At 63.8% G+C, this 26,255-nt stretch carries 26 protein-coding genes; 13 read left to right on the top strand and 13 right to left on the bottom strand.

Annotated elements, in window-relative coordinates:
• The first annotated feature begins 83 nt into the window (after positions 1-83).
• The 7 genes from NFH97_RS06190 to NFH97_RS06160 all read left to right on the top strand — a co-directional run bounded on the left by NFH97_RS06190 (position 84) and on the right by NFH97_RS06160 (position 6,666).
• Positions 84-944 (top strand): branched-chain amino acid ABC transporter permease, encoded by an 861-nt coding sequence (locus tag NFH97_RS06190; protein ID WP_045991438.1) that lies wholly within the window; start codon positions 84-86, stop codon positions 942-944.
• A 91-nt stretch (positions 945-1,035) separates the two neighbouring features.
• Complete coding sequence (locus NFH97_RS06185; RefSeq protein WP_287163346.1) at positions 1,036-2,130, top strand: branched-chain amino acid ABC transporter permease; 1,095 nt, start codon at positions 1,036-1,038, stop codon at positions 2,128-2,130.
• Positions 2,127-2,948: an ABC transporter ATP-binding protein gene (locus NFH97_RS06180; RefSeq protein ID WP_287163345.1), complete on the top strand. Its 822-nt coding sequence runs from the start codon at positions 2,127-2,129 to the stop codon at positions 2,946-2,948. The genes NFH97_RS06185 and NFH97_RS06180 overlap by 4 nt, the downstream gene beginning before the upstream one ends.
• Complete coding sequence (locus NFH97_RS06175) at positions 2,945-3,715, top strand: ABC transporter ATP-binding protein (protein WP_287163344.1); 771 nt, start codon at positions 2,945-2,947, stop codon at positions 3,713-3,715. The genes NFH97_RS06180 and NFH97_RS06175 overlap by 4 nt, the downstream gene beginning before the upstream one ends.
• 53 nt (positions 3,716-3,768) lie before the next feature.
• A complete protein-coding gene (gene benD / locus NFH97_RS06170; RefSeq protein WP_287163343.1) occupies positions 3,769-4,542 on the top strand; it encodes a benzoate diol dehydrogenase BenD in 774 nt (257 codons plus the stop codon).
• A gap of 196 nt (positions 4,543-4,738) precedes the next feature.
• Positions 4,739-5,965: a benzoate/H(+) symporter BenE family transporter gene (locus NFH97_RS06165; protein ID WP_287163342.1), complete on the top strand. Its 1,227-nt coding sequence runs from the start codon at positions 4,739-4,741 to the stop codon at positions 5,963-5,965.
• Positions 5,966-6,201: 236 nt separating this feature from the next.
• The gene (locus tag NFH97_RS06160; protein WP_287163341.1) at positions 6,202-6,666 is read left to right on the top strand and encodes a hypothetical protein; all 465 of its coding nucleotides are present in this window, start codon (positions 6,202-6,204) and stop codon (positions 6,664-6,666) included.
• Between the two features lie 27 nt (positions 6,667-6,693).
• Here the strand turns inward: NFH97_RS06160 and NFH97_RS06155 are convergent, their stop codons facing one another.
• The 11 genes from NFH97_RS06155 to NFH97_RS06105 form a co-directional block, all read right to left on the bottom strand.
• On the bottom strand, positions 6,694-7,065 hold the full coding sequence (locus tag NFH97_RS06155) for a DnaJ family domain-containing protein (protein WP_108448480.1): 372 nt from the start codon (positions 7,063-7,065) through the stop codon (positions 6,694-6,696).
• 106 nt (positions 7,066-7,171) lie between these two features.
• Positions 7,172-8,572, bottom strand: a complete 1,401-nt coding sequence (locus tag NFH97_RS06150; protein WP_287163340.1) for an amidase — start codon at positions 8,570-8,572, stop codon at positions 7,172-7,174.
• 118 nt (positions 8,573-8,690) lie between these two features.
• On the bottom strand, positions 8,691-9,629 hold the full coding sequence (locus NFH97_RS06145; RefSeq protein ID WP_222515717.1) for a helix-turn-helix domain-containing protein: 939 nt from the start codon (positions 9,627-9,629) through the stop codon (positions 8,691-8,693).
• Between the two features lie 274 nt (positions 9,630-9,903).
• Positions 9,904-12,699 (bottom strand): bifunctional acetaldehyde-CoA/alcohol dehydrogenase, encoded by a 2,796-nt coding sequence (gene adhE / locus NFH97_RS06140; protein WP_287163339.1) that lies wholly within the window; start codon positions 12,697-12,699, stop codon positions 9,904-9,906.
• Between the two features lie 428 nt (positions 12,700-13,127).
• Positions 13,128-14,336 carry a YbfB/YjiJ family MFS transporter gene (locus NFH97_RS06135; protein ID WP_287163337.1) on the bottom strand — a complete coding sequence of 403 codons (1,209 nt, stop codon included), beginning with the start codon at positions 14,334-14,336 and terminating at the stop codon, positions 13,128-13,130.
• Between the two features lie 81 nt (positions 14,337-14,417).
• The gene (locus NFH97_RS06130; RefSeq protein WP_287163336.1) at positions 14,418-15,320 is read right to left on the bottom strand and encodes a LysR family transcriptional regulator; all 903 of its coding nucleotides are present in this window, start codon (positions 15,318-15,320) and stop codon (positions 14,418-14,420) included.
• Between the two features lie 131 nt (positions 15,321-15,451).
• Entirely contained in the window at positions 15,452-15,736 is a 285-nt protein-coding gene (locus tag NFH97_RS06125) for a putative quinol monooxygenase (RefSeq protein ID WP_287163334.1), read from the bottom strand.
• A 60-nt stretch (positions 15,737-15,796) separates the two neighbouring features.
• A complete protein-coding gene (locus NFH97_RS06120; RefSeq protein WP_287163332.1) occupies positions 15,797-17,170 on the bottom strand; it encodes an NAD(P)H-dependent oxidoreductase in 1,374 nt (457 codons plus the stop codon).
• A gap of 2 nt (positions 17,171-17,172) precedes the next feature.
• Positions 17,173-18,444, bottom strand: a complete 1,272-nt coding sequence (locus NFH97_RS06115) for a TRAP transporter large permease (RefSeq protein ID WP_287163331.1) — start codon at positions 18,442-18,444, stop codon at positions 17,173-17,175.
• Positions 18,441-19,010, bottom strand: a complete 570-nt coding sequence (locus tag NFH97_RS06110) for a TRAP transporter small permease (protein ID WP_287163330.1) — start codon at positions 19,008-19,010, stop codon at positions 18,441-18,443. Before NFH97_RS06110 ends, NFH97_RS06115 begins: the two co-directional genes overlap by 4 nt.
• Positions 19,010-19,987, bottom strand: coding sequence for a TRAP transporter substrate-binding protein (locus NFH97_RS06105; RefSeq protein WP_287163328.1), 978 nt, complete (start codon positions 19,985-19,987; stop codon positions 19,010-19,012). The genes NFH97_RS06110 and NFH97_RS06105 overlap by 1 nt, the downstream gene beginning before the upstream one ends.
• A gap of 200 nt (positions 19,988-20,187) precedes the next feature.
• Between NFH97_RS06105 and NFH97_RS06100 the strand changes: the two genes are divergently transcribed.
• The 5 genes from NFH97_RS06100 (at position 20,188) to NFH97_RS06080 (ending at position 23,467) form a co-directional block, all read left to right on the top strand.
• Positions 20,188-21,087, top strand: coding sequence for a LysR substrate-binding domain-containing protein (locus NFH97_RS06100; protein ID WP_287163327.1), 900 nt, complete (start codon positions 20,188-20,190; stop codon positions 21,085-21,087).
• Positions 21,068-21,244, top strand: a complete 177-nt coding sequence (locus tag NFH97_RS06095; protein WP_287163325.1) for an aldehyde dehydrogenase family protein — start codon at positions 21,068-21,070, stop codon at positions 21,242-21,244. The genes NFH97_RS06100 and NFH97_RS06095 overlap by 20 nt, the downstream gene beginning before the upstream one ends.
• 165 nt (positions 21,245-21,409) lie before the next feature.
• Positions 21,410-21,607 (top strand): hypothetical protein, encoded by a 198-nt coding sequence (locus NFH97_RS06090; protein WP_222515712.1) that lies wholly within the window; start codon positions 21,410-21,412, stop codon positions 21,605-21,607.
• 175 nt (positions 21,608-21,782) lie between these two features.
• Positions 21,783-22,532: a carbonic anhydrase gene (locus tag NFH97_RS06085; protein WP_249742988.1), complete on the top strand. Its 750-nt coding sequence runs from the start codon at positions 21,783-21,785 to the stop codon at positions 22,530-22,532.
• Between the two features lie 185 nt (positions 22,533-22,717).
• Complete coding sequence (locus NFH97_RS06080; RefSeq protein ID WP_052704223.1) at positions 22,718-23,467, top strand: hypothetical protein; 750 nt, start codon at positions 22,718-22,720, stop codon at positions 23,465-23,467.
• A 224-nt stretch (positions 23,468-23,691) separates the two neighbouring features.
• Here NFH97_RS06080 and NFH97_RS06075 read toward each other — a convergent pair whose 3' ends face one another.
• A complete protein-coding gene (locus tag NFH97_RS06075; protein ID WP_045991358.1) occupies positions 23,692-24,537 on the bottom strand; it encodes a Tim44 domain-containing protein in 846 nt (281 codons plus the stop codon).
• A gap of 138 nt (positions 24,538-24,675) precedes the next feature.
• Here NFH97_RS06075 and NFH97_RS06070 point away from each other — a divergent pair, with 138 nt between their 5' ends.
• The gene (locus NFH97_RS06070; RefSeq protein ID WP_287163323.1) at positions 24,676-25,257 is read left to right on the top strand and encodes an isochorismatase family protein; all 582 of its coding nucleotides are present in this window, start codon (positions 24,676-24,678) and stop codon (positions 25,255-25,257) included.
• A gap of 124 nt (positions 25,258-25,381) precedes the next feature.
• Here the strand turns inward: NFH97_RS06070 and yaaA are convergent, their stop codons facing one another.
• Complete coding sequence (yaaA, locus tag NFH97_RS06065) at positions 25,382-26,158, bottom strand: peroxide stress protein YaaA (protein ID WP_287163322.1); 777 nt, start codon at positions 26,156-26,158, stop codon at positions 25,382-25,384.
• Positions 26,159-26,255 lie beyond the last annotated feature (97 nt).

The following is a 26,255-nucleotide window of genomic DNA, read 5'->3' as shown; positions in this document are numbered from 1 at the left end:
TTCGTTCACCGCGTCAATGACCTGGCCGAGGTGCCCGCGAATACCGGGCGCTCTTGGGCGGGCCAACGCCAAAGGAGTTCTTCATGGACCTTGCCTTCTTCGGGGTGCAGCTGCTCAACGGCTTTCAGTACGGCCTGCTGCTGTTCCTCATCGCCAGCGGCCTGACGCTGATCTTCGGCATCATGGGCATCATCAACCTGGCCCACGGCGCCATGTACATGATCGGCGCCTATCTGGCCTTCGACCTGACCCAGCGCCTCGGCAACTTCTGGCTGGCGATCCTGATCGCGGTGCCCATCGCGGTGCTGCTGGGGCTGGTCATCGAGCGGCTGTTTCTCGACACCCTGTACAAGCGTGACCACCTCTACCAGGTGCTGTTGACCTTCGGCCTGATCCTGGTGCTCAACGAGGCCCAGCGCATCATCTGGGGCGGCGACGTCCACTCGGTGGCGCTGCCGGAGCCCTTTACCGGCGCCATCGCCCTGACCGACAACCTGCAGTACCCGGTCTATCGGCTGTTCGTGGCGGCGGTATGCCTGGTGCTGGCGGGGGCCATCTACTGGATCATCCGCCACACCCGGCTCGGTATTGTGATCCGCGCCGGCGCCGTCAATCGCGAGATGGTCGAAGGGCTCGGCATCAATATCCGCACCCTGTTCACCCTGATCTTCAGCGTCGGCGTGGCACTGGCGGCCTTTGCCGGGATGATGGCGGCGCCGCTGTCGTCGATCACGCCGGGCATGGGGGACTCGATCTTGATCACCTGCTTTGTGGTGGTGGTCATCGGCGGCATCGGCTCGATCAAGGGAGCCTTCTTCGGCGCGCTGTTGATCGGCATGGCCGAGACCTTCGGTCCGGTGCTGATCCCGAGCCTGGCCAGCATGCTGATCTACCTGATCATGGCGCTGGTGCTGTTGATCAAGCCGCGCGGCCTGTTCGCCTGAGACCCGACGACAATCACCCTCCGCTCGGGCATCCCTTGCCGCCTGATCGGACCCCTTTGCAGACGGGATACCCGTCTGGAGGAGAAACACCATGTTGCATCGATATCCCAAGCGCGTGACGGTACTGCTGCTGGCGGGCCTGGCGCTGCTGATCGCCTATCCGGCCTGGGGGCCGGCGGTATTCGGGGAGTCCAGCGCCTTCTTCATGGAGAAGCTGACCCTGATGCTGATCTTCGCCCTGTTCGCCGTCAGTCTCGACCTGCTGGTCGGTATCCTCGGCCTGGTCAGCCTGGGCCATGCGCTGTTCTTCGGCCTGGGGGCCTACACCCTGGCGATGGCCAGCCCCGACTTCAGCGCCGCCTCGCTGTGGTGGATGCTGCCGCTGGTGATGCTGGTCTCCGGCCTGGTCGCCGCCATCGTCGGCCTGCTGGTGCTGCGCACCAAGGGCATCTTCTTCATCATGACCACCCTGGCCTTCGGCCAGATGCTGTTCTACACCGTCAGCACCTCCAGCATGACCGGCGGTACCGACGGCGTCTTCATCATGTTCCGCCCGAGCCTTGCCATGGGCGAGACACCGCTGATCGACCTCGACAACCCGCTGACGTTCTTCTACTTCTGCCTGGCGCTCCTGGTGGCGGTCTACCTTATCCTGCGCGCCCTGACCCGTTCCCACTTCGGCCAGGTGCTCGACGGCATCCACGACAACGAGCACCGCATGCAGGCGCTGGGCTACGCCACTACCGGATACAAGCTGATCGCCTTCGTGGTGTCGGCGATGATCGCCGGCGTCGCCGGCATGCTGGCGGCCATGCAGTACGGCTTCGCCAACCCGGCCCAGCTTGGCTGGCACCACTCCGGCGAGGTGCTGATGATGGTCATCCTCGGCGGCATGGGCACCATCTTCGGGCCGATCCTCGGCGCCTTCGCCTACGAACTGCTGCTGTACTTCTACGAGCACCTGACCAACCACTGGCCGATCCTGATGGGCCTGACCATCATTATCGCGGTGCTGGTGCTGCCCAAGGGCATCGCTGGGCTACTGCTCGACCCGCCGGGGCGCCAGGCGTCGCTGCTGGGGCGGCTTGGCGGTGGCAAGGACAATTTGGCGACGGGCAAACAGACTTCCGCCTCCGACAGCGACGGCAAGAACGTTGGCAAGAGCGCCGGGGAGGTGTCCTCATGAGCAGCATGCTCAAGACCCGCGGGCTGACCCGCAGCTTCGGTGGCCTGCTGGCGGTCAATGACGTCGACTTCGAGGTCGAGCAGGGCGAGATCCACGCCATCCTCGGTCCCAACGGTGCCGGCAAGAGCACCCTGATCAATCTGCTGTCCGGCGAGATTCCGCCGACCCGCGGCGAGATCGAGTATCGCGGCAGTGCGATCCAGGGCAAGAAGGCCCACCAGGTCGCCCGACTCGGTATCGGTCGCAGCCACCAGAAGACCAATATCTTTCCGCGCCTGAGCTGTCTGCAGAACTGCCAGCTGGCCGCGCGTATCCACCACGGTGGCGTCATCGGCAGCTGGCGCTCGCGCCGGCGGGCCCGTGAAGTCGATGAGCGGGCGCTGGCCGCGCTGGACACCTGTGGTCTGGTGACCCGGGCCCATACGGTGTCCTCCGGCATGAGCTACGGCGAGCAGCGCCAGCTGCAGATCGCCATGGTGCTGGCGACCCAGCCACAGCTGATGCTGCTGGACGAGCCGATGGCCGGCATGGGCCGCGAGGAGACCGACCAGGTCGCCGACCTGCTCAAGCGGCTGTCTCGCGACTACACCATCGTGCTGATCGAACACGACATGGACTCGGTGTTCCGCCTGGCCGATCGCATCACCGTGATGGTCGATGGTTGCGTGCTGGAAAGCGGCGACACCGAGAACATTCGTGCAAGCGAAACGGTGCGTGACGTCTATCTGGGACGTCACGACAGCAGCGAGGACAGTCGCCCGAACAGCGATAGCGTCGATATCGGCAACGGCTCCAGCAATAGCGAGGTGACGTCATGAATGTGGCGATCAAGGAGGCGGGAACTCAACGGGTGGACGCTGCCGAGGATGTCGAGTCGCCGTTGATCGAGGCCACCGGCCTGCACACCTTCTACGGCGAAAGCCATGTGCTGCACGGGGTGGACCTGACCCTCAGGGCCGGCGAGACGCTGAGCCTGCTCGGTCGCAACGGGATGGGCAAGACCACCACCTTGAAGTCGATCCTCGGCTTCGTGCCGCCGCGCCATGGCGAGGTGCGGATCATGGGGGTGGACACCCGCAAGCGCCGTCCCTGGCAGATCATCCGTCAGGGTATCGGTTATGTGCCGGAAGGGCGGGGCATCTTTCCCGGTATCAGCGTGCGCGAGCATCTGGTGATGGCCGCACGTCCGGGAACTGACGGTCGCACCGATTGGGACATCGAGCGGGTGCTGGACACCTTTCCCCGGCTCAAGGAGCGCATCGGCCACGATGGTTCGCTGTTGTCCGGCGGCGAGCAGCAGATGCTGTCGATCGGCCGCGCACTGATGCTCAACCCGCGCCTGTTGATTCTCGATGAGGCCACCGAAGGGCTGGCGCCGCTGATCCGCGACGAGATCTGGTCGATCCTGCGCACCATCAAGGCCTCGGGCATCGCCAGCATCATCGTCGACAAGAACATCGACAACCTGCTCGAGGTGGGCGACCGCCACCTGTTGATCGTCAAGGGCAAGGTGGTGTTCGACGGTGACAGCCAGGCGCTGAGGGCCGATCCCTCGATCCTCGATACCCACCTCGGTGTGGGCTGAGGCCACGCCGTGGCCACTTCACCCACCGCATCCGACAGCAGAAGGACAGCAACATGAAGCGATTCGAAGGACAGGTGATGCTGATCACCGGCGCCGCCCAGGGGATCGGGCGGCGTCTGGCCGAGCGGGCCGGTGACGAGGGCGCTGCCCTGGTGCTGGTCGATCGTGCCGAACATGTCCACCAGGTGGCCCGCGAGTTTGGCGAGCAGGGGATCGAGGTCCTTGCCCTGAACGCCGATCTGGAGACCTGGGAGGGCGCCGAGAGCGCCATCAAGAGCGCCATCGAGCGCTTCGGGCGACTGGACGTACTGGTCAACAACGTCGGTGGGACCATCTGGGCCAAGCCCTACACCCAGTATTCACCGGAGCAGGTCGAGGCCGAGGTGCGTCGCTCGCTGTTTCCGACGCTGTGGTGCTGTCGCGCGGCGCTGCCCCACCTGATCGACAGCGGCGGCAATATCGTCAACGTCTCCTCGGTGGCCACCCGCGGGGTCAATCGGGTGCCCTACGCTTCGGCCAAGGGCGGGGTGAACGCCATGACCGTGGCGCTGGCCATCGAGATGGCCGAGCACGGCGTACGGGTCAACGCCACCGCCCCCGGCGGCACCGAGGCGCCGCCCCGGCTGACGCCGCGCAACGCCGAGCCCCAGAGCGAACAGGACAAGCTGTGGTACCAGCAGTTGATCGACCAGACCCTGGCGTCGAGCCTGATGCACCGCTACGGCACCCTGGACGAGCAGGTTGGGCCGATCCTGTTTCTGGCCTCCCGCGACGCCAGCTATATCACCGGCACGGTGGTGCCGGTGGCCGGCGGCGACCTGGGCTAGCCGGTTGATGCCGCGTGACGTGGACCCAGCTTGCATCCCGCTGTACCTGCGGGGCACCGGGACGGCGTGGTGAATCTTGTATCCTCCTTGGCCTGGCCGTGTGCCGGGCCTTTTTTGTCTTCCATCGACGTCGCCGGGGGTCCCACCAGCTGACATTACTGGCCGTACATCGACGCCATCATCAAGGAGCCAGCCCATGCGCCAAACAGACTCCGATACCGTAACCGCACCCCAAGGGGCGGCTGCGGGGTCGTCCCTTTTTCGTGACCTGTCGCTGTCGGCGGTGACGGCAGGCTTTGTCGCGGTGCTGATTTCCTACTCGGGGCCGCTGGCGATCTTCTTCCAGGCCGGTGCGGCGGCGGATATCTCACCCGAGATGATGACCTCCTGGGTGTGGGCCATTTCGTTGGGGGCGGCGGTGTCGGGCATCGTCCTGAGCCTGTGGCTCAGGGTGCCGGTGGTGACGGCCTGGTCGGCGCCGGGTACGGCGCTGCTGATCACCCTGTTCCCGGAGCTGTCGCTGGGCGAGGCGGTAGGCGCCTACCTGACAGCGGCGGTGCTGATGCTGATCATCGGTGTCACCGGCAGCTTCGACCGGTTGATGGCGCTGATTCCGTCGGGCGTGGCCGCCGGCATGATGGCGGGCATCCTGTTCCAGTTCGGCCTCGGTGCCTTTGCGGCCATCGAGACTTCGCCCTGGCTCGCCGTCGGCATGCTGCTGGCCTATCTGGTGTTCAAGCGGCTGGCGCCGCGCTATTGCCTGATCCTGTTGCTGATCACCGGTGTGGTGCTCGCCGTGGTGCTGGAAGGCGCGAGTCTCGCCGGCGTCGGTGTGCACCTGGCGATTCCCCGTTTCATCGCTCCCGAGTGGAGCATCACCAGCACCCTGAGCCTGGCGTTGCCGCTGGTGGTGGTGAGCCTGACCGGCCAGTTCCTGCCGGGAATGGCGATCCTGCATGCGGCGGGCTACCACACCAGGGCTCGGCCGATCCTGACGGTGGCCAGCCTGACCTCCTTCGCCACCGCCTGCTTTGGCGGCATCACCACGGTGATCGCGGCCATCACCGCTGCGCTGTGCACCGGCAAGGATGCCCACCAGGACCCGGGCCGTCGCTACGTCGCCGGGGTCGCCAACGGCGTCTTCTACCTGGTCGGCGGGCTGTTCGCTGGCACTATCGTGGCGCTCTTCACCTCCTTGCCCGGCGCCTTTGTGGCGGTACTGGCGGGGCTTGCCTTGATCGGTGCGATCACCAGCAACCTGGCCGCCATGATCGCCGCCGAGGACCACCGCGAGGCCTCGGTGATCGCCTTTATGGTGACGGCCTCGGGCATGAGCCTGTTCGGTCTGGGCGCGGCCTTCTGGGGGGTGGTGATCGGCATGCTGGCGGTCAGGTTGCTGCATGGTGGACGCGCCGCAGCCTGACGCTGGCGGTGATGCATGGTTCCAGGCCGAATGGCGCTCGAGCGTCGCGAATTCATCGATGTCAGCATCCTCGGTGAGCCTGACCTGCGGCCGTCTGGTATCGCTGGATTAGTGTGCTGAAACGATCGCTGCGTCAGGGTGGGAGCGCGGGGTGACAAAGTTGCCGGCTATCATCGGCGGAGCCCTATTTGGGCAAAGATGTCCGCTGTACTCGCTCGGATCGCCAGGAAACCGCCGTGACCCCGTATTCAAGAAGTGCTCTCGCCTGCCATGCGCTGGCGACCCTGATTCTGATCGCCTTTGGTCTGGTCTATCTCGGCCGCAGCGAATTCATGCCCTACCACGCCGCCGCCATGGGGCTCGACTGGGAGTCGGTCGCTCCAGGCACCCGGCAGGTCCTGCTGGCGCTGATGCACGCCCTGGGGGGCGCCTGTCTCAGCGTGGCGATGCTGGTCGGGGTTCTGCTGTGGGGACCGTTTCGGCGGGGGGCCGACTGGGCGACCTGGACGGTGCCGCTGGCCGGCTTTGTGCTGTGTGCGACCTCGCTCTACGCTCAGGTCGGGGTCGCCCTCAGGACGCCGGCGTCGCCTCCCATGCTGCCGGTCATCGCCGCCGGTGTCTTGCTGGCGCTGGGGCTGTGGCGGTCACGGCGCTGGTGCAGGCGTGCCGTCCCGTCGAGCACCCGGTCGGACTCACGCTAGCGCACCGTACTGACGGTAACCGCAGGGTCAGTCTCCCTCCCACTTCTCCAGCAGCCGGTCATGATAGCGCCCCAGCTCAAGAAGCCGACTGGCACCCCGCCCGCTTTCGCCAAGCCGTGCGCGCAGAAGACGCAGGCGCTTCTCGCAAGCGCTTCGCTCGGCGGCTTCCTGTGTCTGCGCCAGCAGGTCTTCCACCTCACGAATCTCGCGCTGAAGCTGAAGCTCCGGGGGCAGATAGCCTGAGTTCTTCAGCAGTCGGTAGCCTGCCCGCAGCGCCTCGGGAATCATGCTGTCGTCGTCGAGTTCGATGGGCTTGCCGTGATCCGGCAGGTCGTCGAAGGCGCCTTCCTGCTGCGCCTTCTGGATACGTGCCTCGGCCAGTTGGTCGAGCAGGGACATGGGAGCACCTCGTGGCGTAAAGCGGTCCTGTTGACCCGACTTTAGGCCATCGGAGCGCTCCCATCACCCGCCACCGGGAACCTTCAAGAGAAGGAAGGCTCGAGGGCTACAGCTCTGGATGTCGACGATGCCAGTCGGTGACCTGCTGGAAGGCCCAGCCGGCGCGTACCAGCATCGCTTCGTCGAACATCGGTGCGATGAACTGGAAGGCGATGGGCCCGCCCTGCTGGCTGAAGCCCGCCGGCAGGGTAATGGCCGGGTGCCCGCTCAGATCGAAAGGACAGGTATAGCGCAGCATGCCGGAAAACAGCGCTTCATCCTCACCAAACTTCTCCATGAAGGCCATCGACGGGGCGGCGTAGGCGGTGACCGGGGCGATCAGCAGGTCGATACTGGCCAAGAGGCGATCGACCCGGCCCTTGAACTCGGCCCGGCGCAGCAGTCGTTGCTGGTGGTCCATGGCGCTCTGGGCGCGGCCCAGGTCGATCAGACCTGCAAGACCAGGGCCGTACGCTTCGCGCTGGCTGGGGAAGGTCTCGGCGTGGGCGACGGCGGTCTCCACGCCGCACAGTGGCGCCCAGTCGAATACCGCCTGCTGGGTGTCGGGAAAGTCGATTTCCTCGATCACTGCACCGAGCTGTCCTAGCGTGGACACGACCTGTTCGAGGACGCCGCGGGTTTCGTTATCCACCGCTTCGATGGCCCAGTGAGGGTCGAGCCCGATACGCAGGCCCTTCAGGCCCCGTGTCATGCCGGCCAGGTAATCCGGCACGGCGAGGGGGACGGCGGTGGGGTCACGTTCGTCGGCACCGGCAATAACGCCAAGCAGCGCCCCTGCGTCGGCGGCGCTGCGGGCGATCGGCCCGATGTGGTCCATCGAGGCCGCCAGCTCGAAGGCGCCGTGTCGGCTGACTCGGCCCCAGCTCGGCTTGAGGCCGGTGACGCCGTTGGCGGCCGAGGGGAAGCGAATCGAGCCACCGGTGTCGGTGCCCAGCGAGCCAAAGCACAGCCCGGCGGCGGTGGCCACGCCGGAACCGCTGGACGAGGCGCCTGACCACAAAGCCTCGCCCCAGGGGTTGGTGGGCGGCGTGATGTCGGGGTGGTGATCGGCGAAGGCGCCTTCGGTCTGCTGCAGCTTGCCTAGCAGCACGGCCCCGGCCTGGTCGAGGCGTGTGACCACGCTGGCCGTTTCCCGGGGCACGTGGTCACGGTGCAGGGGCATGCCGTGGGTCGTCCGGGTCCCCGCTGTCCACAGCAGATCCTTGACGGCCACTGGAACACCCTGAAGCGGCCCCTTGTGGATGCCAGCGGCCAGATCGCGGTCCGCCTGGGCGGCCTGTTCAAGTGCACTGTCGGCCATGACGGTGACAAAGCTGTTCAGGGTGGTATCGACGCTGTCGATTCGCTCGAGCATGGTTCGAGTGACCTCGACGGCGCTCAGTTCCCTGGACTGGATTCGACGGCCGACCTCGATAAGGCCGTCAAAGTGCAGCGGATGGTCTGTCATTGTTGTCATCCTGATGGTGAGAGAAGACGCTCACCTTCAGGGTAGGCAGGGCGTGGGACTCAGGTTTGCCTGAACGGGCCAAGCGGTGGCCCGAGAGGGCCAGAGCGAGCTGGTGGGGTCACATCGTCTCGGGTGCGTGGCGACCTGCTTGCAGCAAGGTAGAGGGCGGATGACCGTAGGCCTGACGGAAGCTACGGCTGAAATGGGAGACACTGGTGAAGCCATGCTCCAGGGCGACCTCGGTGACGCTGCGGATACCACCTGCCCGCAGGGTGGCGCGACTCTGCTCCAGGCGAATCGCCCACAGGACTGCCATGGGGGTGTGACCGTGCTGAGCGAACAGCCGGGTGAGGGTGCGCCGAGAGACATGGTTGTCCCGGGCGATGCGATCGAGGCTCAGGGACGGGTCCTGGTGCTGTTGTCGAAGGTAGTGGCAAAGGCGTCGGTAGAGCGCGTCATTGCGACTGTCGCCAGCGCCGCCCAGCCCCTCGAGCACCAGAGCCGCCAGATCGACCATCGCCTCGCCGAGCCCGATCGACGACGCTTCGGCGTCTAGCCGGGCGCCGTCTCGGATCAACGCCTTCAAAGAGGTGGCGCCGGGCAAGGTCGCCGGGATAGGTCGCGCGGTCAGCGGCTCGGTGGAGGTCAGGCGACGCATCAAGGGCGCCCGAGGAAGGCGCACCAGATGAAGCGCGCTGGCGCTCAGGCACCATTCGAACGGGCGGCAGGCATCGTACAGCACCAGGTCGCCGGGCCCGATGGCGATACGCCTCTGATCCTGGTCGAGTCTGGCCGTGGCGTTCTCGAGAAAGCCGAGCCACAGGTCATCGTCGCTGTCGCGGGACAGGTGGTGTGACTGCCGGCGCCAGCGGTGGGAAGAGGCGGCCATGGTACTGATGGCGACGTCGCCGTATTGCCTGACGTTGAGACTGCCATGGAAGGGCCGTTCGTCGAGGCATTGGCTGTCGGCTGGAATGCAGTGGCTGCAGACGACGTCGTGCCAGAAGGCGAAGCGCTCTCGGGAGTCGATCTGTCGGGTGGTAAAGGCGGCCGTCATGCAGGTGTCCTTCCAGGCGGGGCGGCCACAGGGTCTCAAAATGGACATTGATGCAGCCATCGTCCCGACACTATAGCGCAGGTATAGCACAGGCATAGCGCAGGCGGGTTTGGTGGCGGCATGCACGCCGGTTGGGCCCTTAGCGCAGGGGATAAGCACTGGTGACTGTTTGCGAGACGCAACAGCCCCCGCGAGATCGCTCTCGCGGGGGCTGTGGTCGTGGCGGGACCCCTTTCGATCAAGCCCTGCCAAGGGCTCTGGCGCTAGCTTGGACTCAGGCGTCGGCCTTCTCCTTTTTCGCCTTGCGGCCAGCCGCCTTGCCGGTGGGTGTGCTCGCTTCGTCCCTGGCGTTCTGTCGGGCCTTTTCCGGGGCCTTTTCCGGGGCCTTGGCAGGGTCATCGGCAAGCGCCCGGGCCGGCGCGCGCGCTTCGCTCTTCTTGATCACGGTGGTGCCGGCGAAGGTCTCTCCCTCTACATAGACCTCCCCGTAGTAGGACGCTCGCAGCACTTCCTTGAGCTCGCTGATCAAGGGGTAGCGCGGGTTGGCGCCGGTGCACTGGTCATCGAAGGCTTCCGCGGCCACTTCATCGAGCTTGGCCAGGAAGTCGGCCTCGGGGACGCCGGCGTCCTTGATCGAGGCGGGGATGTCCAGCTCGCGCTTGAGCTCATCGAGCCAGTTGATCAGGCGCTCGACCTTCTGGGCGGTGCGGTCGCCGGCCAGGGACAGCCCCAGGTGATCGGCGACCTCGGCGTAGCGGCTGCGCGCCTTGGGTCGGTCGTACTGGGAGAAGGCGGTCTGCTTGGTCGGGTTGTCGTTGGCGTTGAAGCGCACCACGTTGGTGATCAGCAGCGCATTGGCCAGGCCATGGGGCAGGTGGAACTCGGCGCCGAGCTTGTGGGCCATGGAGTGGCACACGCCAAGGAAGGCATTGGCGAAGGCCATGCCGGCGATGCTGGCGCCACTGTGGACCTTCTCGCGGGCCACGGCGTTGCGCTCGCCCTCACGGTAGCTGGCCGGCAGGTACTGTTTCAGCAGCTTCAGCGCCTGCAGCGCGTGACCGTCGGAGAACTCGTTGGCCAGCACCGAGACGTAGGCCTCCAGCGCGTGGGTCACGGCGTCGTAGCCGCCAAACGCGGTCAGCGATCTGGGCATCTTCATCACCAGGTTGGCATCGATGATGGCCATGTCCGGGGTCAGTTGGTAGTCCGCCAGCGGGTACTTGATGCCGGTGGCGTCATCGGTAACCACCGCGAAGGGCGTGACCTCGGAGCCGGTGCCGGAGGTGGTGGGGATGCACACCAGGCTGGCCTTCTCGCCCATGGTGGGGAACTGGTAGATCCGCTTGCGGATGTCCATGAAGCGCATCGCCAGATCCTGGAAGTGCACGTCCGGGTGCTCGTACTTGACCCACATGATCTTGGCGGCGTCCATCGGCGAGCCGCCACCGAGCGCCAGGATCACGTCGGGCTGGAAGCTGGCCATGGCCTCGGCGCCCTTGTCGACGATCGACATGGTGGGGTCGGCCTCGACGTCGTAGAAGGTGTGGACCTCCATGCCGAGGCCCTTGAGCAGGGCCATCAGCTCATCGGCGTAACCGTTGTTGAACAGGAAGCGGTCGGTGACGATAAAGGCGCGCTGCTTGTCCTTGAGGTCGGTCAACGCCACCGACAGGCTGCCGCGACGGAAGTAGATCGATTCGGGGAGCTTGTGCCACAGCATGTTTTCCGCCCGCTTGGCCACGGTCTTGGTGTTGATCAGGTGCTTGGGACCGACATTTTCGGAGATCGAGTTGCCGCCCCAGGAACCGCAGCCGAGGGTCAGCGAGGGCGCCATGTCGAAGTTGTACATGTCGCCGATGCCGCCGTGGGAGGTGGGGATATTGACCAGGATACGCGCGGTCTTGAGGCGGTCGCCGAAGTAGCGGACACGCGACTGCTGGGTGTCCTGGTCGGTGTAGAGCCCCGAGGTGTGGCCGATGCCACCGAACTCGACCATGGTGCAGGCCTGGTCCACCGCGTCCTCGAAGGAGCTGGCGCGGAACATGCCGAGCGTCGGTGACAGCTTTTCGTGGGCAAAGGCGTCGTCGATGCTGACCCGTTCGCCCTCGCCGATCAGGATCTTGGTGTCGGCGGGCACCTCGATGCCGGCGAGCCCGGCGATAGTCGCCGCCGACTGGCCGACGATGGCGGCGTTGAGCGCGCCATTTTTCAGAAGCACCTGACGGACCTGGTCGGCCTCGTCGGCGGACAGCAGGTAGGCCGCGTGGGAGGCGAAGCGTTCACGCACCTCGTCGTAGACCTCATCGAGCACGATCACTGCCTGCTCTGAGGCGCACACCACGCCATTGTCGAAGGTCTTCGACATCAGGATCGAGGCCACCGCGCGCTTGATGTCAGCGCTCTCGTCGATTACCACCGGCACGTTGCCGGCGCCCACACCGATGGCCGGCTTGCCCGAGGAGTAGGCCGCCTTGACCATGCCGGGACCGCCGGTGGCCAGGATCAGGTTGATCCCCTCGTGCTTCATCAGGGCCTCGGACAGCGCCACCGAGGGCTGGTCGATCCAGCCGATGATGTCCTGCGGTGCACCGGCAGCCACCGCCGCCTCCAGCACCAGCTTCGCGGCGGCGTTGGTGCAGTGACGTGCGCGCGGGTGGGGCGAGAAGATGATGCCGTTGCGGGTCTTCAGCGAGATCAGCGCCTTGAAGATGGCGGTGGAGGTGGGGTTGGTGGTGGGGATGATGCCGCAGATCAGGCCCACCGGCTCGGCGATGGTCATGGTGCCGAGTTCATCGTGGGTGGCGATGACGCCGCAGGTCCTGTCGTCCTTGTACTTGTTGTAGATGAACTCCGAGGCAAAGTGGTTCTTGATCACCTTGTCCTCGAGCACGCCCATGGCGGTCTCTTCCACCGCCTGGCGGGCCAGCGGTATGCGGGCCTGGTTGGCGGCAAGCGAGGCGGCGCGAAAGATCGCATCGACCTTCTCTTGAGAGAAGCTGGCAAAGACCCGTTGCGCGGCCTTGACCCTGGCGACGAGGGCGTCGAGTTCAGCGAGGTTGGTAACAGCCATCATTGGCCTCCAGTAACATGACTAAGGAAAGAAAAAGCGACCTGCGAAACCTCCTTGGCGTGTGCAGCGCCTGTTGCTCGGAGCTGGGCATGTGCCTGGCTCGGGCGTCGGCGAGCGTGCGGCTCGGGTGTCGGCGAGCTTAAGAAGCAAAGCGGCTTGAAAAGTGGCTTGATGTCTTCCCGTCGAGATTCAGTCTATGGCTGTCTCGATTCAGCTCTGCTGACAGGGGTCAGTTTTGTCGCCGGTATTCCGCTGATTCGAACATCATGATGATCGCAAGCATCAGCCCGGCCTATCCGTGGGCTGGGGTAGGGAGGGCGCTTCAGCCGCTCCGATCCGCTGGTACGAAGGGGTAGGCGATGGTGGCGGCGAGAACCGCGTTGGCGTGGGGGAGGCCTTCCTTCACCGGTGTCGTTCAAGGCCCCCGTTCAGGGGCCTTCGCAGGGCAGCCGATGGCGCCGAGGGTGGTCGGCCAGCAGCTGGATCGCGAGAGCGATCCCCATCAAGGCGGTACAGATAAGAAACAGCAGGTCGTAGCGTTCACCGCTGAAGCGAAGTGTTTCCGCCAGAAAGAAGCTGGTGGTGGTCTGGGCGATGGCGTAGCAGGCCGTCGCCGTGGCCCAGGCCTGGCGGCGTCTGATGGGCGATCTGGTCAATTCCTTGATTCTGCCCAGCACCACCGAGGGAATCGCGGTCACCGCCGAGCCCGTTACAAGACACGACAGGGCGATACCGATCAAGGAGGCATCCATGGCCAGTACGCCGATGGAGGGAATGCACAGAACGATCATCAGTCTCGTGGTGGCGATGATGCCGACGGCATCGGACATTCTTCCGGCCACGATCGGGCCGCCGACGGCACCGATGCCGAACACGATCAGCAGGGTGCTGCCGACCTGGATGCTGTGCCCCAGGCCTCGCGAGAGGAAGTCCACCAGAAAGATCATGTGGCCGACCAGAGCACATGACACAAGTGAGTAGACGGTAAAGGTGGCGCTGAAGCTCCGCTCCGGCAGCGAATGCCGGCGGACTTCCGCAGCGATCGGCGGGGTTGTCGATACGGCCTGGGGCCACCAGGACCAGCTGAAGAGACAGGCGACCAGTGCGATGGCACCGAGGTAGGCCCAGGTTGAGGCCAGTCCGCTGGTCAGCAGGTAGGGAATCAGCGAACCGGAAACGACGATACCCAGCCCGACACCCGCAAAGATGATGCCCGACGCAACGCCTTGATAACGCTCCCGGATCAGGGGGAGTACTGTCAAGGCCGACAGCACCATGGCGAAGGCCCCGACGACGCCGGAGACAAAGCGCAGCGTGAAGAACCAGGTGAAGGACAGCGGAGTGGTCGAGCAGAAGAAGACGGCGGCTGCGACGAGCATGGACAGCCTGAGCAGCTTGTGGGGGGCGACGAGGGTCGCAAGCTTCGGGGCCGTCAGGGCGCCCAGCAGGTAGCCCGCCAGATTGGCCACCGCGAAGTACATGGCGTGGGAGGGGCTGAACCATCCTGCGAGGATGGTCGCCGGCATCAGCGGATTGTAGGCAAAGCGAGAGAGACCCACACCGACCAGCACGGCGAGAAAGGCGGCGGCGAGCGACCGGATGGGGAAGGAGGGGGCGGTTACAGCGTTCCCTTTCATGTGCGATGACCCGACAACGAGGAGGAAATCGCACTCTAGGCAGCCCCGCCGCCACGGACTAATGAAATAAAACCGCAGGTGCTATCGCGACATGAGATGGCTCGTCGGGTGACGCAGCAGATTGTCTGGGCGAACGATGTCGAGAAAGGCGCGCAGCGCCGCCGCCCTGGGGCGCTCTCTGGCGCTGATGAACGTGGTTTCCATGATGGCCAGGGAGGGATCGATGGCATGCACCGACAGCGGATAGCCGGCGTAGGTGTTGTCGATCAAAAAGCGAGGGAGCAGGCTGATGCCGATATTGGCGGAGATGCCGCCGATGATGGACTCCAGGGTGGCGAACTCAAGCACCCGGTAGTCCCGAATATCGTTGCGGATCAGCAGTGTCTCGAGCAAGGTCCGGTAAACACAGGTGGGACGCAACACCAGAAGCTTGAGATTGGCCATCCCCAGGCTGTCGCTCAGATCGCGGTGTTCTTTCGCCGCGACCACCACCAGTTCCTCCTTGAAGATGGGTTGGTCCTCGATCTCCTTGTGGTAGACCCGACCGCCGACGAAGGCCCCGTCGATGCGGCCGGCCAGCACCTGATCGACCAGTTCCCGGGAAGTCCCGGTAATGATGGACAGATCGACGTCGGGATGGCGCCGAGTAAATGCCGCCAGATAAGGCGACAGCCGGCTGGCGGTCGTGGTCTCTAGCGCCCCGATCGACAGTCGGCCCGCCAGGGTGTCACTGTCGGATACGGAGGCCGAAGCGTCTCTGAGCGCCATGCTGACTCGGCGTGCATGGGGCAGCAGGCGCTCTCCCGCCGGAGTGAGCGCCACCCCGCGGGCACCGCGCACGAACAGCGTGGTACCCAGCTCGTCTTCAAGCTTTCGGATGCGGGATGTGACGTTGGACTGGACCGTGAACAGCGCCTCGCTGGCGCCGCTCATGCTACCGGCCTCGCACACGGCCAGAAAGAACCTGAGGTCTGAGGCGTCCATGGGCTTTTACCTGACGGGAAGATGGTGCTGCGCAGCTTCGGTCCTGGCCAGGGGAGATGCCGGGAGCGGTGGACACCGCGCTGATGAGAGAACTTCCTACAGCATAACGCCAATGGGCACTTCACTCACAATCAAGCGATGCGCTTTAGCAGATGAAGTTCGCTTGACGCGACCCAGTCCTTGCTGCGCTCGAGATGATCAGTCAAGTGTCTAGACTCCGAGTGGGAGTCTAAGGCCGCCTGGCTGTCCCAGATTTCATAGAAGATGAAGTGGGTCGGGTTGTCGCGATTGCAGTGCAGGTCGTAGAGCAGACAGCCAGGTTCCTTGCGGGTCGGGGCCACGAGCCCAAGCAGAGAGGCGCGATAGTCGTTCAGATATAATGGTCTGGCAATGGAACTGGCGATGACGTAGATCATTTCGGGGAGCTCCGAGCGGCACGGGGGCAAGCCCCCGTGCCGGTGATACTGACGTAGCGTTCAGCGATGACCGTTCAGGCGCTGGCGAAAGACATCTTCCATCTCGCGACGAACGCGCACCGCCTGGGAGTCGGTGATATTCACGTCGTCCCAGCTGACCACCTGGCCTTCGGGAACCTCGCGCTTGAGGGTCATGCCGTGAGCCAACCCGATAGGCAGACCGCCCATTTTGAGCGAATCAACCGCTCTGGTGACACGCCCCCAGACGGTGTAGCCGCCTTCCCCATCCAGTCTCTCGCCGACACTCAGCGGCTTTTTGGCGACAGCTACCACGTCGGAATTCAGGCCGGTGGGGGTGCCGGTTGGCTCATTGCGAATGGCCGCGCTGGCCACACTGACTCCGAGTTCCAGGCCGATCAGGTGCGATGGCCGGAACAAGGTGGCGTAGCGCCCGCTGGGGTCGGTCATGACCTGGTACTCGCGGAAGCACCGTCGCACGTAGTCTGCGCCCTGGCCCGCGTCTTCCATGGCCTCGAAGGTGATGTACACCCCCCAGCGCAGGTCACCGAAGACGTGGCGGCCGTCGCGTTCCTCGCTGGAGACGACCTCGACCATGCCGGCCTGTTCGAGAATGCCGCCTTCGGCGCGTGGCTTGAGAATCCGAGGCAGGTCATGGACGCCCACCGGGGGGAAACTCAGACCCTCCTTGGGTGCGATCAGACCTGAAGCGTTGGAGATGGCCGCCATCTCGATAGCGGACTTGGTGCCGTCGAGGAACGAGTTGAACATCTGCGGGTTCATGCCGCCTGCCGCAGCCTCCTCCGGGGTCAGACCGTAGTGCTCCCAGACCGTATCCGGGGTCGAAGACGAATAGCTGGGCAGGTACTTGGTGCCCTTGCCCGCCGCCACCACGCGAAAGCCACAGGTTCTGGCCCAGTCGATCATTTCGCACACCAGGGCCGGCTGGTCCCCGTAGGCCATCGAGTAGACCAGGCCGGCCTGATTGAATTTCTCCACCAGGTAGGCACCTGCGAGAACATCGGCTTCGACATTGACCATCACCATGTGCTTGCCGTTGTCCACCGCCAGAAGCGCATGGCGGATACCTGCCGAGGGATTGCCGGTAGCATCGATGACTACATCAAGGGCGCCATGGCGGACCAACTCTTCGGCATCCTCTGTCAGGCAGGTCTTGCCGCTTTTCAGGGCGTCATCCAGGCAGTCCGTGGTACTGGCATCGGCGTTCCAGCCGGTGTTGACCAAGGCCGCTCTGGCGCGCGCTCGGTCCAGATCGGCGATGCCGAGCAGGTGCATGCCGGGAATGTGTCGGATCTGGGACAGGAACATGGAGCCGAACTTGCCGGAGCCGATCAGCCCGACGCGAATGGGGGTGTCCTTGTCGGCCAGCTGGACCAGTTTGGGATATAGATTCATGACTAACTCTCCTGGAGGAAAGTGGTGAGGGAGGGCACAAATGCCACCAGCAGCAGCACAGAGGCGGCCACCAGATAGAACGGCCAGAGTTCACGCGCGACGGCACCGACATTGACCTTGGCGATTGCCGACGAGATGAACAGCGTCGTGCCAACGGGAGGGGTAAAGAGACCGATCGCAAGATTGATCGTCATCATCACCCCCAATTGGGTCAGGTTGAGGCCGATGGCATTGGCCATGGTCACGAACAGTGGGGCCAGCAGCAGAATGGCGGCCGACAGATCGATGAACATGCCGACGATCAACATCGCCAGGTTCATCATCAGGATGATTTGCCAAGGCTCGGAAAAGACCGTCAGAGCCCAGTCCGAGACCCGGGAGGGGATATTCTCGAAGGCCAGCACATACCCCACCAGATTCGAGGCGGCGATGACGATCATCACCACGCCGGTGGTGACCAGGGTGGCCAGCAGACTGGTGACAAAAGCGTTGACGGTCAGGTCGCGGTAAATGGCCACGCGCAGTAGCAGGGCATAACCCACCGCCAGTACGCTGACCTCGGTGGGGGTGGCGATGCCGAAACGCAGCAGCAATACGATCAACAATGGCAGCGAGATGGCCGGTGCCGCCGTTGCCAGAGCTCGGCCAAGCGAGGTGCTGTTGTCGTCGCCGCTGAAAAGGGGCAGGTCGCGCAGATAGCCCATCAACCAGCAGACGAACGCCAGTCCCAGTACCAGCATCAATCCCGGCACGATGCCAGCCACAAACAGGCCCGCGACCGACTCGTTGGATACCGTGGCGTACAGGATCAACGGAATCGACGGCGGGATCAGAACCGAGATGATCGAGGATGAGGCGGTGATCGCGGCAGACAGGGGCGGTGGATAACCTTCTCGGGACATCCACGGGATCAGCATGCCTCCAATCGCTGAAGCATCGGCTACCGCAGAGCCGGAGACGCCCCCAAACAACGCCGATCCCGCCACGTTGACCTGACCAAGACCGCCCCGGAAGCGCCCGACCAGACGGGTGGCAAAGGCGATCAATCGCTGGCCCAGCGAGCCGGTCATCATCAACGCACCGGATAGAATGAAGAAGGGGATCGCGATCAGCACGAAGTTCTGCAGTGGTTGAAACACCTTCAGCAGGATCACAGTACTGGGCAGATCACCGATGATGACCAGCGCGATGGTCGCGCTGAGAATCAAGGCGTAACCCACAGGCAGCCCAAGCACCATCAACACCGCGAAGCCGAAAAGCATGGTCAGGGTCATGACGCTCCCTCCGACGAGATTTCGGATTTTCGCAACTCTCCTGGCGGTCTTTCGCTGAGAACGGCCAGCAGCAGCGTGGTGATGGCAGTCACGGCGAGTAGTGCGCAGGCGACCACCAGGGCGCTGTACGCGTAGGCGGTGGGTAGCCCAAGGGTGGGGTAGCGCTCTGCCGAAGTGATCTGGATGATCGTCAATCCATGGAACGCCAGGAAGGCGAACAGACCGGCGGACAGCCCCTGGGTGAAGAGCACCAGGCGTCGCGCCATACGCTCGGGCAGTTGATGGACGAGAAACTCAACCAGGATGTGCGCCCCGAGCTGAGCCGCGATGACGATACCGCTGGCACATAGCCAAGGGAACAGCAGATAGGGCACCTCGTTCACCCAGGCAGCTCCCTGATCGCTCAAGTAGCGCAGCATGACGCCGGCGAAGACCGCGACGAACAACGCCACCATGGCGATCAGCCCGACTCCCTGTGCCAGCAGCAGGATGCCTCGGTCGATGAAATGGACGACCGCCAGGGCGGGAGATGTCTCCCGCCCTGTTTGAGACGAGACCACCGCCATTACTCACTTGCCTGCTTGGCGGCAGCGGAGAGCTGGCTGACAAACTCCGGATATTCCTTGCGCCACTTGTCGTATACCGGGGCCACCGCGGCCTGGAAGGCTTCGGTATTCACTTCGCTGATTTCGGTGCCACTGGCTTCAATTTCGATCAGCCGGTCCTGATTCGCCTGGTAGGCGTCATTGCGCTGGAAGTCGGTGGATTCGCGCCCCGCCTGGCGCAGAACTTGTTGTTGCGCCTCGGTCAGACTTCCCCAGGTGACCTGGCTGGCCAGAAGCGGCAGAAACTCGTACTTGTGGTGGGAGAGTGACAGGTAGTCCTGGACCTCGTGAAACTTCTGGGAGTGAATGTTGACGGCGGGGTTTTCCTGGCCGTCGGCCACTCCCTGTTGCAGCGCGACATAGGTCTCGGCGAAAGGGATCGGCACCGGGTTGGCGCCCAGCGCCGAAAAGATGTCCGAGGCCATTGGGTCCTGGGGAATGCGGATCTTGAGCCCCGCCAGATCCTGGGGTTCGACCACTGGGCGAACGCTGTTGGTGATCAGGCGAATGCCGTTGTCCCAGAAGCCCAGCACCACGATACCGTTATCGGAGGCCTTCTGGCTCAGGGTTTCGCCCACGTCACCATCGAGCACCGTCCAGGCGGCCTGAGAGTCCTCGAACAGAAAGGGCAGTCCGATCAACGTCGATTCCTCTACCACGCTGGCCAGGGCCCCCTGACTCGAGATGGACAGGTCGATGGTGCCCAGTCGCAATCCGGTCATCATCTCGACATCGTCACCCAGTTGGGCATTGCCATTCACCGAGACGGTCAGTTCGCCATCGGACAACTCTTCCACGCGCTTGGCAAAGTAGAGAGCGGCATCGTGTCGAGGGTTAGATTCAGTGGAGGCGTGGCCCAGGCGAAGCTCGCGTGCCTCGGCGTGGGTGACCAGGGTCGCGGCCAACAAGACAGAGAGAGCGGTGCAAGAATGCTTCATGGCGAATTCTCCAGCTGCCGGGTGTTTCCCGGAGGTGTTGTTGTATCGACAATTTTTTGCAACAAGCGGCTTACCTTATTGTTTTAAATAAGGAAAATTTTTGTAAAAGGTATTTGTTCTGCCGCTTGAGTCAGCCTAGGCTAGGCTGGCTGTAAAGCACAAATTACTTTTAAGGTGGTTCAGGTTAGGAATTCTAAACAATGACACTTCCACTGCGCGCCATCATGGCCTTTCATGCCACCGCCCGAACCGGCACGATGCAGCAGGCCGCCCAGGCGATCGGCGTAACCCCATCTGCCATCAGTCAGCAGATCCAGATCCTGGAGCACCACATTGGTACGCGATTGTTTAATCGTGTCGGTCGCAAGGTGGTCCTGACCGAGGCGGGCGATCGTTACTTCGCCATGATTCACGATGAGTTGGAGCGTATCGAGGCTGCCACCGAACATCTGCGCGGCCACAACGCAATTACCGTGTTGAATGTGCGCATTGCGCCGACCTTTGCTACCCAGTGCATCGTGCCCAAGCTCACCGAGTTTCTGGAGGCTTATCCGAATATCGAACTTCGTCTGGATGCGACCAACGACCCACCGGACTACACGAAGGAACACATCGATCTCGAAATTCGTCATGGCGATGGCAACTGGTCAGGACTGCACTCCGAGAGACTGGTCAATGAGCCGATGTTGCCACTGTGTTCTCCGGACTATCTGGCCCCGGGATCGGTGACCATTGCCGAGCTCGAGCAGTACCGCTTGATTCATTCGGTCAAGAATCTGGTGCAGTGGCCTGACTGGTTCGCTCGGATCGGCTATCAACCCGGCAGGCCTCTGACTCGTGTGCTGTTTGATCGTGCGTACATGTCGATTGACCTCGCCGTGCAGGGCGCCGGCATCGCCCTGGAAAGTGGCGTTATCGCAGCACGCGAGATGGCCGCTGGGTCCCTGACCTGCCCGTTAGCAAGTCCGCCTTCGGTGTGGCAGTCATCGTTGTGGATCGTCTGTCCTCACGCTCACCTGAGACGCCATAAGGTCAGGAGCTTCATCACCTGGATAAAGAGCGCAGTGGTGGCATCGGAGCTTGAAGGGATGTCAGATTAGCGACGGCAACGGCAACGGCACGGCGATTGATGGCATGCCGTTCGGTGGTGAGAAGAATTCCGGGATCGGCCGCTTCAACGGCGACTGGGTGCTGAACGAGATGACAACCGTGCAATGGGTCAGCGTCCAGCACGAGCCTCGCGACTATCCCTTCTGATGGTTTCCTCGGATACGGTGCGAAGCGCGTGCCGCCTGCTAGAGTCAAGTAGACTTAGGGTTGTGGCTTGAACCCTCTGTGAGCGTCCCTGGACCCTGGCCAGGGTCAACCGACAGCGCTAGGGTGAAAGGGAATCAAGACCAACGTCTTAGACAAGGAGATGTTATGAAAAACAGCATGATGCGTCGTTTCGGAATGGCTTTCGTGGTCGCCATGATGGCGGGTGGTCTGGCCGCCTGCGAAGAGGAAGGCCCTGCCGAGCAGGCCGGCGAGGAAATGGATCAGGCGGTCGAGGATGCCGGTGAGTCCATGGAAGACATGGGCGAAGAGATGGAAGAGTCGGCCGAGGAAGCCACCAACTGATGTAACAGGCGTCACCGTCAGCGGCGCTATGCCGAAAGAGGCAGCGTGAAGGACGGGGCTGCTCACACTGACCTTGTGGGTCGGTGATGTCGCCTGTCTTCGCCGCTGAGGAGTATCAGGATAAGAGGTCTGTCCCCTAGGGGCAGGCCTTTTCTGTGTGCAACGGAGTTGTTTCATGATCAAGCGGATCAAGATTGCGGCGGCACTGAGCGGCCTGATGATGTCCCAGGCAGTGATGGCCGCCGCGCCCGAAACGTCACACTGGTCCTACACGGGAGACACGGGACCTGCCCACTGGGCTGACATCGACGACGACTTCAGTATGTGTGGCCTGGGTCGCAACCAGTCGCCCGTCGATATCGACGGCGCTATCGATGCCGAACTTCCACCGCTACAACTTGACTACGCGACCACCGGGACCAGGGTCTTCAACAATGGCCACACGGTGCAGGTAGCCTCCCCCGAGGGCAACACGCTGACGCTTGATGGGGATCTCTTCACCCTGCAGCAGATGCACTTTCACGCGCCTTCCGAGCACACGGTAGACGGACAACGTTTCCCGCTGGAAGCGCATCTGGTGCACAGCGACAAGGACGGCAACCTGGCGGTAGTCACGGTGCTGTTCGAGGAAGGCGAGGAAAATGCAGCATTGCGCTCGCTTGCCGATAGCCTGCCGGATACCGCCGGTGAACGTGCCGACGTAACCGATACCGTGAACTTCACGCAGATGTTGCCGGCCCAGCATGACTACTATCGCCTGAACGGTTCCTTGACCACTCCACCCTGCTCCGAAGGCGTCCGCTGGGTGATCATGCAGAGCACGCAGGATATTTCATCTGATCAGGTCGAGTCGTTCTCTGCTGCGATCGGGGACGCCAATAACCGGCCGCTGCAGCCTCTGAATGCCAGAGTGCCACTCAAGTAGTTCTGTCTCTCGACAACACCTTGTCACATGGTGATAACCATCGCTCCCGGACGTCGTCGGCGCTGCTGCGCTGGGTCCGGGCCGGCACTTGCATGGCATCATTGATGCTGTCGGTACTAGCCAAGTCGCGATTGTCACTCTAATGTAAACGGGGAAGTTACAAATTTTTCTCCTGGAGGTGCTTCATGAAGCAAGGAATGTTTCGTCGTCTGGCCCTGGCCAGCGCTGTGGCGTCCATGATGCTGGTACTGGCGGGTTGCGAGGACGACGCGGCCGAAGACGCTGGCGCTCAGGTGGACGATGCACGCGAAGCGGTGGAAGAGCAGGCGCAGGAGACCGCCGCCGAAGCGGAGCAGTTGGCCGAGGACGCCGGAGAGGCGATGAGCGAGACCGCCGACGATGCCGAGCAGGCGATGGATGAAGCCGCCGCCGAAGCGGAGCAGCAGGCCGAGGACGCCGGAGAGGCGATGAGCGAGACCGCCGACGACGCTGAGCAGGCGATGGATGAAGCCGCTGCCGATGCCGAACAGCAGGCCGAAGAGGCGGAGCAGGCGATGGATGAAACTGCTGCCGACGCTGAACAGGCGATGGATGAAGCCGCCGCCGATGCCGAGCAGCAGGCCGAGGACGCCGAGCAGGCGATGGACGAAACCGCCGCGGACGCCGAGCAACAGGCCGACGAGGCTGCCGCAGGAGCCTCCAACCTGGTCGACGACGCTCAGGAAGCGCTGGGTGATGCTGCTGATGCCGTGCAAGAGCAGGCCAACGAGGCCATGGAGGGCATGAGCAATCTGGCAGAGGACGCCCAGAATGCCCTGAGCGATATGGCCGGTGATGCCGAACAGGGGGCCGATGCGGCTGCCGAAAGTGCGGGTCAGGCGGTCGAGGAAGCCGGTGACGAGGTCGAGCAGGCGACCGACGAGGCGGCCCAGTAAGTCGAACCTTCTGGTCGGGGCTTTTGCTCCGGGCGTCGGTTCTACAGGCCCGGTTTGGTCAGGCTTGGCGCCTTCATGGCGCCTTCAGACGCACCCACCGGCCCTTGAGCCCGTCAGAAACACAAAAAGGCCGAGATCCAGGATCTCGGCCTTTTTGCGTTGCCTATCTGTGGGCTGGGTGGCCATCACTGCCCGCCGCTGAGGGCGGCAGGCAGCGACGATGATCAGCCGTTCTGCTCGATGCCCTGGATGTACCAGGGGGCATCGTCACGCATTTCGCGGATCAGGTGCCAGGTCTCGTTGAACTCGGTTTCGCTGCCGTTTTCCTTGAGCACGCCGTGGAACAGCACCCGCGCCTCGGCCTGGTTGGCGAACTCCTGAACGCCGCCGAGCTCCGCAAACAGGCGCACGATTTCGGTCTGGTTGTTGGCCGGCTCCTGGGCCCGCTGTTCGCGCAGCAGGTTGTAGAGTTCCGGCGTCACGTACTCCTGGATGCGCGGCAGGTCGTTGTTGTCCCAGGCCCGCTGCAGGGTCATGAAGTGCTCCTTGGCGCCGCCGAGGAAGCGTTCACGGTCGAACCAGGCGGGGTCTCCCTGAGGCCCTCCGGTCTGAGTGCCTGCGCTGTGGGCACCGAGACCTCCGGCGGAGCCTGGCATGTTGAACGGTGAGCTCTGGTGCTGTTCACGGTGCATGCCGGATGAACCGCCTCCCGCCGATGCGGTGGCCGTGCGCCGCCGTGCCAGCAGCTTGAACAGCAGGAAGGCCGCGCCTGCCATCAGCAGCAGGTCGACCATGCCGAGGCCATCGAAGGCGCCGCCGAAGAACAGCGCGCCGAGGAGGCTGCCGGCCAGCAGACCGCCGAGCATACCGCCCATCAGGCCGCTTTTCTTGCCGGCGGTCGGGGCGGCGTTGGGACGAGCGGTGTTCTGCGACTGGGTCGCACTGGGGCTGGCCTGGCGCGAGTAGGAACCAACACTCTTGCCGCCACCCAGGCGGCGGGCGTCGGCGCTGTCGACGGCAAGGCCGAAGCCCATCACGCCGACAAGGATCATCACGAGAAGGTGACGCATCGAAGACATCTCCGTAGTTCGGCCTGCATTGGCCAGTCTGGGCCTTTGACCCTGGTGGTCAGAGGCACGTCGCTCGTCCATTCTAGCGATAACGGGCGCCGCGGGAAGCCGTGTACAACGAAAAGTCGAGGAGACCCCATGCTGATCGAACGTAGTGACAGTCTGCTGCTGGTGGTCGACGTGCAGACGGCATTGATGCCGGTGGTGGAAAGAGGGGATCAGGCGATCACCGAGATCGGCTGGCTGGCGGCCGTGGCAGAGCGCCTGGAGGTGCCTGTGTGGGTGACCGAGCAGTATCCTCAGGGGCTCGGGGCGACCGAGCCGCGACTGAAATGTGCCCTGCCACAGAGCACCCGCTGGTTCACCAAGAGTCACTTCAACGCCTGCCGGGAGCGCGATATTGCACAGGCCTTCGAGGCGGCTGCACCGCGTCAGGTCGTGATTGCCGGGGCCGAAGCCCATATCTGTGTGCTGCAGACGGCACTTGGCCTGCTGGAACGGGGTGTCGAGCTGTTCTGGCTGGTCGAAGGCTGCGTCAGTCGCCGCAGCGATGAAGCGAGACTTGCCGGCGAGCGCGCAAGACAGGCCGGCGCCTGGCAAGTCAGCGCCGACATGGTGGCCTACGAATGGCTGGAACGCTGTGACGACGCGACCTTTCGCGAGGTGCATCGTGAACTGCTGCGCCCCAGGGCGTCCCGGTCGCTGCGGCTGGCGCCCTGAGGATCACAGCTGGCGCGCCAGCCAAGCCAGTCAATAAAGCCACGCCTTCATGATCGCTGAAAGGTGGCACCGTGCACCATCTGCGGCGCACGGACGAGCGCTACCGGCGTAGCGGCGGCGCGACTCAGGCGGGGTTGTCGCGGGTGAACACCAGGGTGCCACCCTCGGACTCGGCGGCGTTGAAGCGGTACCCGGCCACGTCGAAGTCCTTGAGCCCTTCCTTGTCGTCCAGGCGTTGCTGGATCATCCAGGCGGCCATCAGTCCCCGGGCCTTCTTGGCGTAGAAGCTGATGATCTTGTAGCGATCGTTCTTCCAGTCCTTGAACACCGGGGTGACCACTTCGGCCTTGAACTTTCTGGCATCGATGGCCTTGAAGTACTCGTTGGAGGCCAGGTTGACCAGCACAGGTGTTCCGCTCTGTGCCACCGCCCGGTCGAGCTCCTCGGTCAGCAGCGGCTTCCAGAAGGCGTAGAGGTCCTTGCCCTTGGCGTTTTCCAGACGGGTGCCCATTTCCAGGCGATAGGGCTGGATCAGATCCAGCGGGCGCAGCAGGCCATAGAGGCCCGACAGGATGCGCAGATGATCCTGGGCGAAGCGGTTGTCGGCTTCATCGAAGGCGTCGGCCTGCAGGCCGACGTAGACGTCGCCCTGGAAGGCCTGGGCGGCGACCTTGGCGTTGTCCGGAGTGAACGGGGTCTGCCACTGTCCGAAGCGCGCCGCGTTGAGTCCGGCGATCTTGTCGCTGACGCCCATCAGCTCCGAGATGCGGGCCGGGCTGTAGTCGCGCAGGATGTCGATCAGCTCGCGGGAGCGGTCGAGGTAGTCGGGCTCGCTGTGGATATCGGTGGTGGCCGGGGTCTCGAAGTCCAGCGTCTTGGCCGGAGAGATCACGCTGAGCATGGGCGTGCTCCTGATGTCAGGTAGGGAAAATTGGCAAGTGGCCGTCATTGTACCAAGCCCCGCCGCCGCTCGGGACGAGGGCGAGGCTATGGACGCC

This window comes from Halomonas sp. SCS19, assembly GCF_040147015.1.
Classification (GTDB): domain Bacteria; phylum Pseudomonadota; class Gammaproteobacteria; order Pseudomonadales; family Halomonadaceae; genus Halomonas; species Halomonas litopenaei.
The sequence above is the reverse complement of the archived record's forward strand: the minus strand, read 5'-3'. Positions and strand labels throughout refer to the sequence as shown.

Excerpts from the sequence above, each read along its gene's own strand:
- NFH97_RS06085 (WP_249742988.1), top strand. The coding sequence starts at position 21,783 with ATGATCAAGCGGATCAAGATTGCGGCGGCACTGAGCGGCCTGATGATG.
- NFH97_RS06115 (WP_287163331.1), bottom strand. The coding sequence starts at position 18,444 with ATGACCCTGACCATGCTTTTCGGCTTCGCGGTGTTGATGGTGCTTGGG.
- NFH97_RS06125 (WP_287163334.1), bottom strand. The coding sequence starts at position 15,736 with ATGATCTACGTCATCGCCAGTTCCATTGCCAGACCATTATATCTGAAC.
- NFH97_RS06105 (WP_287163328.1), bottom strand. The coding sequence starts at position 19,987 with ATGAAGCATTCTTGCACCGCTCTCTCTGTCTTGTTGGCCGCGACCCTG.
- NFH97_RS06180 (WP_287163345.1), top strand. The coding sequence starts at position 2,127 with ATGAGCAGCATGCTCAAGACCCGCGGGCTGACCCGCAGCTTCGGTGGC.
- NFH97_RS06100 (WP_287163327.1), top strand. The coding sequence starts at position 20,188 with ATGACACTTCCACTGCGCGCCATCATGGCCTTTCATGCCACCGCCCGA.
- NFH97_RS06075 (WP_045991358.1), bottom strand. The coding sequence starts at position 24,537 with ATGCGTCACCTTCTCGTGATGATCCTTGTCGGCGTGATGGGCTTCGGC.
- NFH97_RS06120 (WP_287163332.1), bottom strand. The coding sequence starts at position 17,170 with ATGAATCTATATCCCAAACTGGTCCAGCTGGCCGACAAGGACACCCCC.
- NFH97_RS06175 (WP_287163344.1), top strand. The coding sequence starts at position 2,945 with ATGAATGTGGCGATCAAGGAGGCGGGAACTCAACGGGTGGACGCTGCC.
- NFH97_RS06110 (WP_287163330.1), bottom strand. The coding sequence starts at position 19,010 with ATGGCGGTGGTCTCGTCTCAAACAGGGCGGGAGACATCTCCCGCCCTG.
- benD (WP_287163343.1), top strand. The coding sequence starts at position 3,769 with ATGAAGCGATTCGAAGGACAGGTGATGCTGATCACCGGCGCCGCCCAG.
- NFH97_RS06190 (WP_045991438.1), top strand. The coding sequence starts at position 84 with ATGGACCTTGCCTTCTTCGGGGTGCAGCTGCTCAACGGCTTTCAGTAC.
- NFH97_RS06130 (WP_287163336.1), bottom strand. The coding sequence starts at position 15,320 with ATGGACGCCTCAGACCTCAGGTTCTTTCTGGCCGTGTGCGAGGCCGGT.
- NFH97_RS06090 (WP_222515712.1), top strand. The coding sequence starts at position 21,410 with ATGAAAAACAGCATGATGCGTCGTTTCGGAATGGCTTTCGTGGTCGCC.
- NFH97_RS06070 (WP_287163323.1), top strand. The coding sequence starts at position 24,676 with ATGCTGATCGAACGTAGTGACAGTCTGCTGCTGGTGGTCGACGTGCAG.
- NFH97_RS06135 (WP_287163337.1), bottom strand. The coding sequence starts at position 14,336 with ATGAAAGGGAACGCTGTAACCGCCCCCTCCTTCCCCATCCGGTCGCTC.
- NFH97_RS06145 (WP_222515717.1), bottom strand. The coding sequence starts at position 9,629 with ATGACGGCCGCCTTTACCACCCGACAGATCGACTCCCGAGAGCGCTTC.
- NFH97_RS06150 (WP_287163340.1), bottom strand. The coding sequence starts at position 8,572 with ATGACAGACCATCCGCTGCACTTTGACGGCCTTATCGAGGTCGGCCGT.
- NFH97_RS06165 (WP_287163342.1), top strand. The coding sequence starts at position 4,739 with ATGCGCCAAACAGACTCCGATACCGTAACCGCACCCCAAGGGGCGGCT.
- NFH97_RS06080 (WP_052704223.1), top strand. The coding sequence starts at position 22,718 with ATGAAGCAAGGAATGTTTCGTCGTCTGGCCCTGGCCAGCGCTGTGGCG.
- adhE (WP_287163339.1), bottom strand. The coding sequence starts at position 12,699 with ATGGCTGTTACCAACCTCGCTGAACTCGACGCCCTCGTCGCCAGGGTC.
- NFH97_RS06185 (WP_287163346.1), top strand. The coding sequence starts at position 1,036 with ATGTTGCATCGATATCCCAAGCGCGTGACGGTACTGCTGCTGGCGGGC.
- NFH97_RS06155 (WP_108448480.1), bottom strand. The coding sequence starts at position 7,065 with ATGTCCCTGCTCGACCAACTGGCCGAGGCACGTATCCAGAAGGCGCAG.
- yaaA (WP_287163322.1), bottom strand. The coding sequence starts at position 26,158 with ATGCTCAGCGTGATCTCTCCGGCCAAGACGCTGGACTTCGAGACCCCG.